10 protein-coding genes are annotated in these 13791 nt (G+C 61.6%); 8 read left to right on the top strand and 2 right to left on the bottom strand.

Annotated elements, in window-relative coordinates; genetic code table 11:
- Window positions 1–346: 346 nt before the first annotated feature.
- Window positions 347–1504 (bottom strand): alpha/beta hydrolase family protein, encoded by a 1158-nt coding sequence (locus AC1Q6I_RS16010; RefSeq protein ID WP_024074543.1) that lies wholly within the window; start codon window positions 1502–1504, stop codon window positions 347–349.
- 198 nt (window positions 1505–1702) lie between these two features.
- Window positions 1703–2614 (bottom strand): LysR family transcriptional regulator, encoded by a 912-nt coding sequence (locus AC1Q6I_RS16005; protein WP_024074544.1) that lies wholly within the window; start codon window positions 2612–2614, stop codon window positions 1703–1705.
- Window positions 2615–2928: 314 nt separating this feature from the next.
- Between AC1Q6I_RS16005 and AC1Q6I_RS16000 the strand changes: the two genes are divergently transcribed.
- The 8 genes from AC1Q6I_RS16000 to AC1Q6I_RS15965 all read left to right on the top strand — a co-directional run bounded on the left by AC1Q6I_RS16000 (window position 2929) and on the right by AC1Q6I_RS15965 (window position 13769).
- Entirely contained in the window at window positions 2929–3867 is a 939-nt protein-coding gene (locus AC1Q6I_RS16000; protein WP_102623747.1) for a VOC family protein, read from the top strand.
- Between the two features lie 15 nt (window positions 3868–3882).
- Window positions 3883–4266: a Rieske (2Fe-2S) protein gene (locus AC1Q6I_RS15995; RefSeq protein WP_102623748.1), complete on the top strand. Its 384-nt coding sequence runs from the start codon at window positions 3883–3885 to the stop codon at window positions 4264–4266.
- Between the two features lie 157 nt (window positions 4267–4423).
- Entirely contained in the window at window positions 4424–5548 is a 1125-nt protein-coding gene (locus AC1Q6I_RS15990; RefSeq protein WP_024074547.1) for an FAD-dependent oxidoreductase, read from the top strand.
- Between the two features lie 127 nt (window positions 5549–5675).
- On the top strand, window positions 5676–7355 hold the full coding sequence (locus AC1Q6I_RS15985) for a DUF1302 domain-containing protein (RefSeq protein ID WP_102623749.1): 1680 nt from the start codon (window positions 5676–5678) through the stop codon (window positions 7353–7355).
- A gap of 12 nt (window positions 7356–7367) precedes the next feature.
- Window positions 7368–8732, top strand: coding sequence for a DUF1329 domain-containing protein (locus tag AC1Q6I_RS15980; RefSeq protein WP_102623750.1), 1365 nt, complete (start codon window positions 7368–7370; stop codon window positions 8730–8732).
- A 71-nt stretch (window positions 8733–8803) separates the two neighbouring features.
- On the top strand, window positions 8804–9907 hold the full coding sequence (locus AC1Q6I_RS15975; protein WP_024074550.1) for a WD40/YVTN/BNR-like repeat-containing protein: 1104 nt from the start codon (window positions 8804–8806) through the stop codon (window positions 9905–9907).
- Window positions 9908–9911: 4 nt separating this feature from the next.
- Complete coding sequence (locus tag AC1Q6I_RS15970; RefSeq protein WP_024074551.1) at window positions 9912–12440, top strand: efflux RND transporter permease subunit; 2529 nt, start codon at window positions 9912–9914, stop codon at window positions 12438–12440.
- Window positions 12441–12566: 126 nt separating this feature from the next.
- The gene (locus AC1Q6I_RS15965; protein WP_024074553.1) at window positions 12567–13769 is read left to right on the top strand and encodes an MFS transporter; all 1203 of its coding nucleotides are present in this window, start codon (window positions 12567–12569) and stop codon (window positions 13767–13769) included.
- Window positions 13770–13791 lie beyond the last annotated feature (22 nt).

Below are 13791 nucleotides of genomic sequence, written 5' to 3'. Positions count from 1 at the left end.
GGGAGGGCAATCCAGCATCTGGAAGATGGCCAAGGTCGTCTTGAAAAAAATACCGTAGGGGGTTGCCTAGTCATCGAAACAAGTCCATAATTGCGTCCGCTACCGACAAGGTGGTTGTGGAAAACTCTTTACAATCAAAGAGTTATGAGCTAGATTATAGTCTCGTTTCCCGCTCCAAAATTTAAAAAAAGCCACTCATCTGAGTGGCTTTTTTTTTGTGCCTTTGCCCCACTTGGAACATTTGAATACAGGACTCGGGCCCGTTGTGCATAACATCGCCGAGTCGTGCAGTTGTAGTTTCAGGCAAGGCCGACACTTGCCGAGGGCCTGGTACGTTTGACCCCCATCATGCGGTATGACCACCGAGCACTTCAGCCACCCAGTCGGCAATGTACTGACCGGCATTGATGCTGTTATCAAAACTTGAATGCTGCACACCCCCTTCGCGTTCGGTGAAAATTTTCAGCTCGCGTTTTGGACTGTTTACCAACTGCTCATAGGTTCGGTGTGCCCACTTAAGCGGAATCTGCGAGTCCTTTTCACCGTGGGTGACCAGGAAGGGCACCTTGATGCGATCCAGGATGCCGTCCAGATGGACGTTCTCTGCGATGGTCATGAATTCGTCCGTATCCTTGGCGCCCCATACCCACGACACATGCGACCAGTAATGCGGCACCGGGAAACTGCCTTCCTTTTCCATGCGACGCTTCTGCACATCACGCCAGTCATGGTTGGCACCCCACACTACGCCGCAAGCGAAGCGCGGTTCGAAGGCGACCGCGCGCGGGCAGTAATAGCCGCCGAGGGATACGCCTTCCAGGCCAATACGTTTGGCGTCGATGTCGTCGCGGGTTTCCAGCCAGTCCACCACGCGGCTGGCCCAATGCTCGCTGTCGAAACGCGCCGTCAGGTGATGCAGGCGCAGTGCTTCGCCCGTGCCGGGTTGGTCGATGATCAATGACGACACGCCACGTTTGGCCAGCCAGGCGGGCAGGCCGACGCGGTATTTCATTTCTTTGGTGGAATCCAGTCCATTGACCTGCACCAGAATCGGCGCCGGGCCGCTGACGCCTTCGGCACGAACCAGCAGACCGGAAAGGTGTTTGCCTTCGTAAGGGATCTCAACGCGCTCGCAGTTTTCTCGCGCCAGCTCGATACCGCGTTGGAAGGTGTGCAGAAAGCGTTGGTACAGCTGCGTGCGGCCAGGAGCACCATGGGCCTGCAGGCGTTCGCAGCTCAGGTAATAGGTGGCGGCGCGGTTGTATTTTTCGCCGGCTGACAACATTCGGCCTTTGGCTTCGTCTTCTTCAGCCAGGCCGCACAGCTTGTCGGCCATGTTCGCCCAGGTTTCACGGAAGGCCTTGCTGCCGGCGGCATCCGGCTGCTTGGCGGCTTCTTGCAGTGGCGCACACATCTCTTCGATTTCGCCGATGCGGGCGCCCATTTCAATGGCCAGATCGACGGAGAGATTCCATACGTAGTTGGTCGGGAAGTAGCGAAACATGAGGGTAATTGTCCTTGTGCAAGCAAAGGCAGACGGCCAGGTCTTGAGCGGTGATCGCCGGACCTGGCGGTTCGAAGCAGGCTAAGGGGAGGCCCATTGTTTGGCTAATCGCGAGTCAGGATGGGAGGTATTGCGAACGCAGATAGAACGTATGCGCGCCGTCGACCCGAGGGTCTCTACTCGCCCTTCAAGCAGCCACTACTGCTCCAACTCGTTGATGATTTGACTGATCTTCGCCCGCAGCCAACGGTGCATCGGATCCCCCTCCATGGTCCGGTGCCATAGCATGAACTCACGCATCACCGGGATCTTCACCGGGGGTTGCACGATGCGCAGCGGCAGGTAGTCGGCATAGAGCCTGGCCATGCGCTGGAGCATGGTGGCCACGCGTTGGGTGCCGACGATCAACTGCGGCAAGGTGTTGAAGTCGTGGGTCACCACTTCCATGCGCCGCGTGAAACCGTACTGGCTCATCAGCCATTCTTCGACGCTCAACTGCCGGTTGCGGCCGAAAATCACCGAGACATGCCCCATCTCGATGTACTGATCGAGGGTGATGCTGTCGCCCACTTGGGTGTTGCCGTCCCACACCACGCAAACATGCTCTTCTTCGAACAGCAGTTGCGATGGGTGACCTTCGATCAGGTAGCGCTCGGGCACGATCATCATGTCGGCCTCGCCACGCATCAGCAGCTCGGTGGAGGCGTCGCCAGGGCCCAGCAGTTCGAAGGTAATGTGCGGGGCTTCCAGGGAGATCTTCTGGATCACCCGGGCAAACAGAACGCTGATCAGATAGTCCGACGTGATCAGGCGAAAATGGCGCTTGCTGGTGGCGGGGTCGAACACCGGTTTGGCGGTGATCGAGGACTGGATCGTCAGCAGTACCTGGCGCACGGGCGCCGCCAGTTCGCGGGCGTAGGGCGTGGGTTGCATCTTGCGCCCGACCTGCGCCAGCAGTTCGTCTTCGAAGTAGAGGCGCAGCCTGCCCAGTACGCCGCTGGTGGCGGATTGGGTCATGTGCAGGCGTTCGGCGGCGCGTGTGATGTTCTGCTCTTCCAGTAACACATCCAGCGCCACCAGGAGGTTGAGATCCAAGTGGTTAAAACGCATGGCGGTCTCGATTCTTGTATTTATTTTGTAAATACCTTCCGGCCTTCCTATCGCGCCGTCAAGCCCCCTGACGAGGGGCGTCGGCCTGTGTCTTTGGGTTTTTCCCCGTCATTGGGTGCTGCGCGACCAGGTATTGCGTTTGCCGATAGGTCGCATCCCGACAAGCGATTAGTCAGTACGTTTTTGCCACTTCAGTATCGGCCCACAGTCGGTTGGCCGTGACGCTCTATCGACTCCACAACCAGCATCAGCAGCGCACTGCCAGGCATTGCTGTCCGGCCCGTGTGCTGAATAATTCAAATGGAGTGGTAACAATGAACATCATTGGCCTTGATGCCTTGATTTTTGGCGTCGACGACATTCAAGCCTGTACCCATTGCCTGCGTGACTATGGCCTGCAACCTGTCGATGTCGACAGCGAGGGCGGCCGTTTTGAAGCCCTCGACGGCACGGCCGTGATTATCCGTCGTGCTGACGATGCCCGTCTGCCGGCGGCCATCGGGCCTGCGCCCTCGATTCGTGAAACCATTTATGGCGTGGCCAGCGTCGCTGATCTTGAGGCCATCGCCGATGAGTTGGGGCGCGATCGCCTGGTGACCCGTGGCGCCGATGGTTCGGTGCACAGTGTGGACGATATGGGGTTTGCCCTGGGTTTCCAGATCAGTGTACGGCGCCCCTACAGCGCGCCAGCCGACCTGACCAATGCGCCGGGCCATGTTCCCCAGCGTCCGGTCAACCAACCGGGCATCACCCCCGACATGCAGGCCCTGCCACGCACCCTTTCCCACGTGGTGTATTTCGTGCCGGATGCGGCCAAGGCCGAGGCCTTTTACAAACGCCTGGGCTTCACGACCACCGACACCTTCGTGGGCGCCGGCCCGTTCATGCGTCCAGCCGGTTCCGATGACCACCATTGCCTGTTCATGATCCAGACGCCACCGCACATGAAGGGTTGCGAGCACTTCACCTTTCACATGGGCAGCGGCACGGAAGTGCTGCTGGCCGGGCGCCGTTTCGAACAGCAAGGCTGGACCAGCTTCTGGGGGCCGGGCCGTCACCTCTTCGGCTCCAACTGGTTCTGGTACTTCAACAGCCCGCTGGGCTGCCACATCGAATACGACGCCGACATGGACAAGCACGATGACGCCTGGCAAGCGCGCCAGGCGCCGTTGTCGGCGGATAACTCGCAGTTGTTCCTGTTCACGTCCCGGGAAAAATGGTTCCCCAGCGGCCCGCCGCCCAAGCAGGCCTGAGTGCGGATTTCGTCCATGAGTCACGACGTGATTGCGCTATGTCGCCTGGATGAACTGCTCGAAGGGCAGGCCCGCGGGTTCGATCCCCTGGGCTCGGGAAAGGACAGCGTGTTTGCGCTGCGCCATGGCGGCGAGGTGCGGGTTTATCGCAACAGCTGCCCGCACCTGGAGGTGCGCCTGGAGTACCGCAAGGACCGTTTTCTCAGCGTCGATGGCAGCCAGATTGTCTGTTACGCCCACGGTGCCCGCTTCCTTCCGGACAGTGGCCTGTGCGTCTACGGGCCGTGTCTGGGCGAGCACCTGACGGCTTTGAAATGGCAGGCGCAGGCCGATTGGCTGGTGCTTGAAGCGGGTCAATTGGAGGCGTGTGCACCTGAGTCAACGTATCGCGGTTGCTGATACATCGTATCCCTACATGCGATTAGTCAAACGCCTGCTTTGCCGAGAAAGTGAGCACAACGCGCTAGCGAATGCGTGCAGAAACAGCCGGTAGTGAGGCTTCGGATCGCTCCGGCAGAACGCTTGCGTGAATAACAAGAATAAGAGTGAGACAAGCATGAACGCAGTGAAAAAGGTGCTTATCGTCGGTGGTGGTATCGGTGGATTGTGCGCCGCAATCGCGTTGCGTCGCCAGGCTATCGAAGTCGACCTGGTCGAGCTCAAGACGCAGTGGACAGTCTACGGTGTCGGCATCATCCAGCAGAGCAATGTTGTGCGTGAGATGGCCAAGTTGGGTGTGTTGGACGGTTACCTGGACGCTGCCTACGCGTTCGAGGATGTGACCATCAATACCACGGCCGGTGAACAGCTGGCGCGAATTCCCGGCCAACGCCTGGCGGGCCCCGAGTATCCGGCCAACGTCGGCATCTCGCGCCTGGCCCTGCATCAAGTCCTCAGCGAAACCACGATTGCCCTGGGTGCTTCGATTCGCCTGGGCCTGAGCGTGCAAAGCCTGGAGCAGGTGGACGAGGGCGTTGATGTGCTGCTCACCGATGGCAGTCGCGATTGTTACGACCTGGTGGTAGGCGCCGATGGCCTGTACTCGCGAATACGCGGTTTGCTGTTCGGTGAGCAGTACCGGCCGCGTTTCACCGGCCAGTCGGTGTGGCGCTACAACTTCCCACGCGCGGCTGGAATCGATCACCTGGCGACCTTCCAAGGCCCCGCCGGCAATGCCGGGCTGGTGCCGCTGGGACGCGACCAGATGTACCTGTTCGTCACCTCTCATGAACCCGCCAACCCGAGGATGGATGCCGCCACGCTGGCGACCCAGATGCGCCAGCGCCTGAACGGTTTCACCGGGCTGATCGGTGAACTGCGCGAGCAGATCCTCGACAGCGACCAGGTGGTCTACAAGCCGCTGGAGGTGGTGTTCGTCAGCGAGCCCTGGTACCGCGGCCGTGTCGTGCTGATTGGCGACGCGGTGCATGCCACGACGCCGCACCTGGGCCAGGGCGCTGGCATGGCCATTGAAGATGCCGTGGTGCTCGGCGAAGAGCTGGTCGCCGACGGCAGCGTCGAACAGCAGCTCGAACGCTTCATGGCGCGCCGATATGAGCGCTGCAAATTCATCAGCGAAAGCTCGGTGCTGGCCGGTGACAAGGAAATGACCCACGACAGCGGCTTCGACCGGATCGGCCTGGTCAGGCGGATGCTCGAAGTCACGGCAGAGCCCATCTAAGGCCCGGCAAGACCGAATTCGCGCTCCCACGGATGCTTTATGCCTGTGCAGGCTTGGCCCGGTTCGTCCGTGGGCGCTGTTTCACCTGAAGAACTGACATACAAAAACAATAAAGAGGGTTACTTCGATGGCTACTCGTAAGATCGCTGCGTCGCGGCGCGTCCCCTTCACCCTGACCCTTGCGGCCAGCCTGGGACTCGGCGCCACGGCCGCCCAGGCATTTCAGATCGATACCGGCAATCCCGATCTCAGCTTGCGTTGGGACAATACGCTCAAGTACAGCGCGGCCTGGCGCCTGAAGGACCCCAGCAGCAAGCTCAGCGAGGGGCAGACGGCGCTGAACCAGAACGACGGCGATCACAACTTCAAAAAGGGGCTGATTTCCGATCGCCTGGATATCCTTTCCGAACTGGACATCGGTTATCGCGACTTCGGCGCGCGTGTGAGCGGTGCAGCCTGGTACGACACCGTTTACCAGGAACGCAACGACAACCACGACGCGGCCAGTGCCAACCAGCGTTCGGTGGGCTTCGACGAGTTCACCAGTGACACGCGTCATCTGCATGGTGGCGATGGCGAACTGCTGGATGCCTTTGTCTACTGGAACGGTACCCTGGCCGACCGTGCCTTATCGGTTCGCGCGGGGCGCCACGGCCTTATCTGGGGCGAGAGCCTGTTCTTCGGTAGTAACGGCATCGCAGGTGCCATGGCGCCGGTGGACGTGGTCAAGGCGCAATCGGTGCCCAACACTCAGTTCAAGGAAATCACCCGGCCGGTCAATCAGCTCTCGACCGCCTACCAACTGACCGACAGTGTGTCATTGGGCGCCTTCTACCAACTGGAGTGGGAGGCCACCCGCTTGCCGGGCGCCGGCAGTTATTTCTCCACCAGCGATACCATCGGCGAGGGCAATGAACGGCTGATCACGGGCGGGCCGTTCCCGGATGTCCTTGGCGGTAATGCCAATAGCCCGGCGGCTTTTTTCCATGGCAAGGATAAGAAAGCCAGGGACTCCGGCCAGGGCGGCCTGCAGCTCAAGTTCAACACCGGGACGACGGATTACGGCCTGTACGCGCTGCAGTATCACGAGAAAACCCCCACGTTGTATTTGAAACCGAATGCCACCGGGCCGAACTTCAGTACGGGGCAAATCGGCGAGTATTCCTGGGTCTACCCGGAAGATATCCGTGTCCTGGGCGCCAGTTTCGCGACCTCCATGGACGAGTACAGCTTTGCCGGCGAGGCTTCGATGCGCTGGAACATGCCGCTGGTGTCCAACGCCCAGACCGTCCTGCCGGGCGTTGAGGCGGACAACAACGATAACGCCTTGTACGCGGTTGGCCGGACGGCCCATGTCAACCTCAACGTCCTGGCATCGCTGGGCCCTTCCTTCGTTTCCAATGAAGCCAACCTGACAGGGGAAGTGGCCTGGAACCGCCTGCTGGCCGTGACCCGGAACCGCGCAGCCCTCGACCCCAACGCCACCGACGATGGCCTGGGCTTGAAGCTGGTGTACACGCCCACCTATCGCCAGTTCTTCCCCGGCATCGATATCAGCGTGCCGCTGGGTATCAGCTATTTCCCCATGGGCAAGTCGGCGGTGATCAGCGGGTTTGGTCCCGATAGAGGAGGGGACATGAACATCGGCGTCTCCGCCACCTACCTGGACCAAGTGACCGTGGGGCTGACCTACACGCACTACTACGGTCCCGAGGACACCAGCCTCAACGCCCCCAGCCAGTTCACTTACAAGCAGTCGTTGAAGGACCGGGATTACCTGGCCTTCTCCGTCAAGACCACGTTCTAAGAGGATTCGCGCATGACCATTCAGTTCACTCTAAAGGCCTTGTGCTTGACCCTGCTGGCTGTTGCCGCGCCGATGACGCTGGCCGCCAGCGCCGAACAAGCCGCCGCACTGGGCAAGACCCTGACGCCCTTTGGTGCCGAGAAAGCAGGCAATGCCGATGGCAGCATTCCCGCCTGGGACGGCGGCTACACCAAGGTCGATCCGGCCTACGTTCCGGGGGGCAAGCGCAGCGATCCGTTTGCCGCGGACAAACCCTTGTACAGCATCACCGCGCAAAACGTGGCCAAGTACGCCGACAAGCTCAGCGACGGCACCAAGGAACTGTTCAAGCGCTTCCCGGACACCTATCGCATCGATGTCTATCCGACCCGGCGCACGGCGGCCGCGCCGCAGTGGGTGTATGACAACACCTTCAAGAATGCGACCCGCGCCAAACTGGTCAACAGCAGCGCCGGCCTGATCCCCGACGGTGCCTATGGCGGGATCCCGTTTCCGATTCCACAGAACGGTACCGAAGCCATCTGGAACCACCTGCTGAACTGGCGCGGCACCTCGGTGGCGGGGCATTTCCGCCACTATCTGATGACGGCCGACGGCAACCAGGTGATGACCAGCGACGGCTTGTTGACCCAGGAAATGCCTTACTACTTCCAGGAAGGTGGCCCTGAAAACTTCTCAGGCGACTACTGGCTGGTGCGCTTCGTCAATCTCGGCCCGGCGATTCGTGCCGGCGAACAGATCCTGGGGCGTGAGAACATCAACGGCGACAAATCCCAGGCCCATGTCTATCTGAGCGGCCAGCGCCGGGTGCGCACGTTGCCCAACGCCTGCTGCGATACACCGACGCCGTCCACCGCTGGCGTCATGTCGTTCGACGAGCTGAGCGTGTGGGGCGGGCGCACGGACCGGTTCGACTGGAAACTGGTGGGCAAGCAGGAAATGTATGTTCCCTACAACACCAACAAGGTGCAGGCCGCCGCCCAGCCGCAAGACCTGTTCGCCAAGCACCATCTGAATCCTGACTACGTGCGTTGGGAGTTGCACCGCGTCTGGGTCGTCGAGTCGACGTTGGCCGCCGGCAAGCGTCACCAACTGCCCAAAGGCCGCTACTACCTCGACGAAGACACCTGGCAAGCCCTGCTCGGTGACCGTTGGGATGCCAGCGGTCAACTGGCCAAGACCCTCTGGTCCCTGCCGTCCGTACTGCCCGACCTGCCTGGCCTGGTGCAACTGTCTTCGGGTTTTTATGACCTGACTTCGGGGGCGTGGTTTATCCAGAACGTCTACGCCGGATTGCCGGATCAGTATCGCGCGGTTGATCGCTACAAGGCCTCGGAGTTCTCGCCTGCGGCGATGGCCGGGCGCGGCGTGCGTTAAACCTGAACCGAGCGTGAAGGGCATGCCTGTCGGCGTGTCCTTGGGGTACGAGTGTTTGTCCGAGGTAGGTTATGAACAGAATCAGTCAGGCGGGTGCTTTGCTCCTGGCCCTGTATTTGCCCTTCGTCACGAGCCAGTGCCTGGCGGGGCAGGCTGCGGTGGGCGTGCCGCTCAATACCCCGGCCATGCGGGTACCGGCTGCGCAGAACAGCGTATTGATCGACCTGGCGCGTGCCGGTACACGCCTGGTGGCCGTAGGCGAGCGTGGCCTGGTACTGCTCTCCGACGACAATGGACAAACCTGGCGCCAGGCGTCGGTGCCGGTCTCGGTCAGCCTGACGGCGGTACGCTTCGTTGATGCACAAAAGGGCTGGGCGGTCGGCCACGCGGGCGTGGTGCTGGCGACGCTGGATGGTGGCGAGCACTGGACGTTGCAGCTCGACGGCGTGCGCGTGGCGCAGCTGGAACTGGACGCCGCCAAGGCGGACCAGGCCACGGCTAGCGACCCGGATGCCGCACTGGTACGGATACAAAATGCCGAGCGTCTTGTCGCCGATGGTCCAGACAAACCGTTCCTGGCACTGGAATTTGTCGATGCCCGCCGCGGGTTGATCGTCGGTGCCTACGGTTTGGCGCTGCTGACCACCGATGGTGGCGCCACCTGGCAGTCGCTCATGGGGCGTATCGCCAACCCGAACGGCTTGCACTTGTACGCCATCAGTCGGCAGGGCACGCATTGGTTCCTGGCTGGCGAGCAGGGTTACCTGGCGCGCTCGGACGACGACGGGCTGTCGTTCAGTCAGTTGGACAGCCCCTACGAAGGCAGTTTCTTCACCCTGCAGAGCCGCGCCGATGGCGCACTGGTGGTCGCCGGCCTGAAGGGCAATGCCTTTGTCTCCCACGATGCCGGCGCAAGTTTCCAGCGCTTGTCAGTTCCCATACCCATCTCCTTCAACGACTCCATCCGCCTGGCCGACGGCCAGCTGCTGCTGGTCAACCAGGGCGGCACGCTGTTTCGCAACAGCGAGCAGACCGGGGCGGCGCTGCTGCCACTGGGCAACCCCTTGGGTAAGCCTGTTTCAAGTGTGATCGAGGCCGCCGATGGCAGCCTGATCGTTGCTGGTTTCACCGGGCTGCAGCGTCTTGCGCAGCCAGCCACTGCCGCTTCGGAGTGAGGTTATGACGTCTCCTGGTAATTTCCCCCAGTCCCCAGCCAATGCGTTCGAAGACTTCGATCCGCGTTCTGGCTCGGTGCTCGAACGAGCCCTGTTCAACCATCGCCTGTGGGTGTTGTTGCTGTGTCTGGCGACCACGTTGGTGCTGGGTTGGCAGTCCAGTCGTGTCGAGCTCAATGCCAGTTTTGAAAAAATGATCCCCACCCATCAGCCTTATATCGCCAACTACCTTGAGCACCAGAAGGAGCTGAGCGGGCTGGGTAATGCGGTGCGCATCGCCGTGGTCAACAAGCGGGGCGATATCTACGACAGTGCCTACCTCAAGACCCTGCAAGCGTTGAGCGACAAGATCTACCTGCTGCCCGGTGTCGACCGTGCGTACATGAAGTCGCTGTGGACGCCGGCCACGCGCTGGGTGGCAGTGACCGAAGCGGGCCTGGAGGGTGGGCCGGTCATTCCGGATAAATACGATGGCGGCGCCGCGAGCCTTGCGGCGTTGCGGCGCAATGTGCAGCTGTCCAATGAGCTCGGCCAGTTGGTGGCGTTCGACCAGGCATCGAGCATCATTCAAGTGCCGCTGTTACAGCGCACCCCGGATGGCCGTGCGTTGGACTACACCCAGCTGTCGCAACAGCTGGAGGCGTTGCGTAGCCAATACCAGAGCGACAGCATCGACATTCGCATCACCGGGTTTGCCAAGAAAGTCGGTGACTTGATTGCCGGCCTGCGGCAGATCCTGATCTTCTTCGCCGTGGCGATCCTGATCACCACGGTCGTGCTTTATTGGTACACCCGCTGCATTCGCAGCACCTTGCTGGTGGTGTTCTGCTCGCTGGTGGCGGTGGTCTGGCAGCTTGGCTTGCTGCCGTTACTGAATTATCAACTGGACCCCTATTCGGTGCTGGTGCCGTTCCTGGTGTTTGCCATTGGCATGAGCCATGGGGCGCAAAAGATGAACGGCATCATGCAGGACATCGGGCGCGGCATGCACCGGGTGGTCGCCGCACGCTTCACGTTCCGCCGCCTGTTTCTTGCCGGGCTCACCGCGCTGCTTTGTGATGCGGTCGGTTTCGCGGTGCTGATGATCATCAAGATCCAGGTGATCCAGGACCTGGCGATGATCGCCAGCATCGGCGTGGCGGTGTTGATCTTCACCAATTTGATCTTGCTACCCATATTGCTCTCCTACGTTGGGGTCAGCCGCCGTGCGGCGCGATTGAGCCTGAAAAGCGAGCACGCTGAACAGGCCGGTCAGCATCGCCACGGGTTCTGGCGTTTCCTCGACCTGTTCACCCAGCGGCGCTGGGCGGCGTTGTGCATCGCCCTGAGCCTGGCGCTGGCGACGCTCGGCTTCATCGTCAGCCTGCAATTGAAGGTCGGTGATCTGGATGCCGGCGCGCCCGAGCTGCGGGCCGATTCGCGCTACAACCAGGATGATGCGTTTCTGACCCGGCATTACGGCGCCAGTAGCGATCTGTTCGCGGTCATGATCAAGACCCCCGCCAGCGCCTGTTCGCGCTATGACATCCTGAACAAGGTCGATGCCCTCGACTGGCAGTTGCGCACGTTGCCGGGTGTCGATTCGACCAATTCCCTGGCGATGCTCAACCGCCGCATGCTGGTCGGCCTCAGCGAAGGCAGCCCGAAGTGGTATGAGCTGCAGAACAACCAGGCGATGCTCAACATGGTCACCGCCGGGGCACCACGCGGGCTCTACAACGAAGACTGCAGCCTGCTGACGCTGTACGTCTACCTCTCCGACCACAAGGCGCAAACCCTCAGCCGCCTGGTGGATCACGTCGAGCAATTCGCCGCGGCGAACAATACCGACGAGGTCCAGTTCCTCCTGGCTGCCGGCAATGCCGGGATCGAGGCGGCGACCAACATTGTCGTCAAACAGGCCAACCGCGAAATGCTGTTCTGGGTCTACGGTGCGGTGATCCTGTTGTGCCTGGTCACCTTCCGCTCCTGGCGCGCCACGATTTGCGCGGTCATTCCGCTGATGCTCACCTCGGTACTCTGTGAGGCGCTGATGGTCTGGCTGAACATCGGCGTCAAGGTCGCGACCCTGCCGGTGATCGCCCTCGGCGTGGGCATCGGCGTTGACTACGCGCTGTACGTGATGAGCATCCTGCTTGGGCATATGCGCCAGGGCACAAGCCTGTCGCAGGCGTATTACCGGGCACTGCTGTCCACCGGCAAGGTGGTGATGCTGACCGGGGTGACCCTGGCGATCGGCGTGGCCACCTGGATGTTTTCGCCGATCAAGTTCCAGGCTGACATGGGGGTGCTGCTGGCCTTCATGTTCGTCTGGAACATGGTCGGTGCCCTGGTTCTGCTGCCGGCCCTGGCTCACTTCCTGTTGCCGAGCAAGCGTGTGAGCAAGGAACCGGTTGGGCACACAGTCGCGGATGAGCCCCACTGCCTGGTCACTGCGGCGCTGACGCCTGTCACCGCCGAGCAGAGGACCAGGGAACAGCACTCATCGTGCAAGAAGACAGTCTCTGTGGCGGCTAATCCGGTCGCGCCATAACAACAAGAAAGGACGTTGCGATGCCTCGTATGTATCTGTTCCGACAGCCTCTATGGCTTGACCTTATCGCCGGCCTGAGCGCCTTCGGCATGGCGTTCTGCGCGACCCAATCAGCGGAGGTGCGTGATGAACGTTGAACGCCAGGCGCGGCTGCCGCAGTCCTTGTTGCTCTTGCTCGGCAGTTGCCTGCCGGTGCTCGGTGCGGTGCTGCTGGCTCCCATCCTGCCGCGTATGCAGGAACACTTTGCCGACACGCCAGGTGTCGCGGTGCTGGTGCCCATCGCCCTGACGCTGCCGGCGTTGATGATTGCGCTGTTGGCCCCCGTCGCCGGGATCATCGCCGACCGATTGGGGCGCAAGCCGTTGCTGATCGGTGCGATGGTGCTCTACACGGTTTGTGGTGTGCTGCCGCTATGGCTGGAGTCGCTGCAGGTCATCGTGATCAGCCGCGCCGGCATCGGTGTGGCCGAGGCGGCGATCATGACCTGTTGCACCACGATGATGGGGGACTACTACAGCGGCGCGCGGCGTGAACGCATATTCGCGCTGCAAATGGTTGCGACCTCGCTGTCGGCGGCGATCTTCATTGCCGTCGGCGGTGTGCTCGGCGAGCACGGTTGGCGCACGCCGTTTGCCCTGTATGGGCTGGGGCTGGTGTTCCTGCCGCTGATGGCCTGGTTGCTGTGGGAGCCGCGCGCGCAGGCCGTTACCGCGGCAACCACGGCGGACAGGGCATTCCCCTGGCGCGCCCTGGCCCCCTTGTATGCCCTGGCATTCCTGGCTGGCTTGAGCCTGTTCATCGTGCCGGTACAAGTCAGTTATCTGCTCAACCTGCTGCATGTCGAAGGGTCGCAGCAGATCGGCCTGACCATGGGCGCCAGTCAGTTCGGCGTACTGGTCGGCGCCTTGAGTTTCCGTCTGTTGCGTGGTGTCCCGGCGCCTCGGCAGATGCTCCTGGCTTTCTTCGCGGCCGCTATCGGCGGCGGGTTGCTGGCGGTGGCCGACCGTCATGGGCTGGTGGTGGTCGCCGTGCTGATCAACGGCTTGGGCATCGGCCTGATGATGCCGACCCTGCTCACCTGGATCATGAGCCAGGTCGACTTCCAGCAGCGCGGCCGCGCGGCCGGCGGCTTCACGGCGCTGTTCTTTGCCGGTGAGTTCGCCAGCCCACTGGTGGTGCTGGCGATCACCGGCGGGGTGATCGGCGCCTTGCCTGCCGCACTGGGAATCATCGCAGGGCTTCAACTTGTGGTGGCCCTGGCCTGCCTTCGGTTGCGAGGCAGCGGGGCCGCTTTTGCCGGCGCGGTCGTCGCAGAGCCTGATCGCTGATCTGTCTATTCGACATTTCATG

Source organism: Pseudomonas sp. MPR-R2A5 (assembly GCF_058793055.1).
Note: the sequence above shows the minus strand (reverse complement) of the source record. Positions and strands in the feature narration are given on the sequence as shown.

Coding starts and splice junctions, on each gene's coding strand:
- AC1Q6I_RS16005 (WP_024074544.1), bottom strand. CDS start 2,614: ATGCGTTTTAACCACTTGGATCTCAACCTCCTGGTGGCGCTGGATGTG.
- AC1Q6I_RS15995 (WP_102623748.1), top strand. CDS start 3,883: ATGAGTCACGACGTGATTGCGCTATGTCGCCTGGATGAACTGCTCGAA.
- AC1Q6I_RS15970 (WP_024074551.1), top strand. CDS start 9,912: ATGACGTCTCCTGGTAATTTCCCCCAGTCCCCAGCCAATGCGTTCGAA.
- AC1Q6I_RS15990 (WP_024074547.1), top strand. CDS start 4,424: ATGAACGCAGTGAAAAAGGTGCTTATCGTCGGTGGTGGTATCGGTGGA.
- AC1Q6I_RS15975 (WP_024074550.1), top strand. CDS start 8,804: ATGAACAGAATCAGTCAGGCGGGTGCTTTGCTCCTGGCCCTGTATTTG.
- AC1Q6I_RS15985 (WP_102623749.1), top strand. CDS start 5,676: ATGGCTACTCGTAAGATCGCTGCGTCGCGGCGCGTCCCCTTCACCCTG.
- AC1Q6I_RS16010 (WP_024074543.1), bottom strand. CDS start 1,504: ATGTTTCGCTACTTCCCGACCAACTACGTATGGAATCTCTCCGTCGAT.
- AC1Q6I_RS15980 (WP_102623750.1), top strand. CDS start 7,368: ATGACCATTCAGTTCACTCTAAAGGCCTTGTGCTTGACCCTGCTGGCT.
- AC1Q6I_RS16000 (WP_102623747.1), top strand. CDS start 2,929: ATGAACATCATTGGCCTTGATGCCTTGATTTTTGGCGTCGACGACATT.
- AC1Q6I_RS15965 (WP_024074553.1), top strand. CDS start 12,567: ATGAACGTTGAACGCCAGGCGCGGCTGCCGCAGTCCTTGTTGCTCTTG.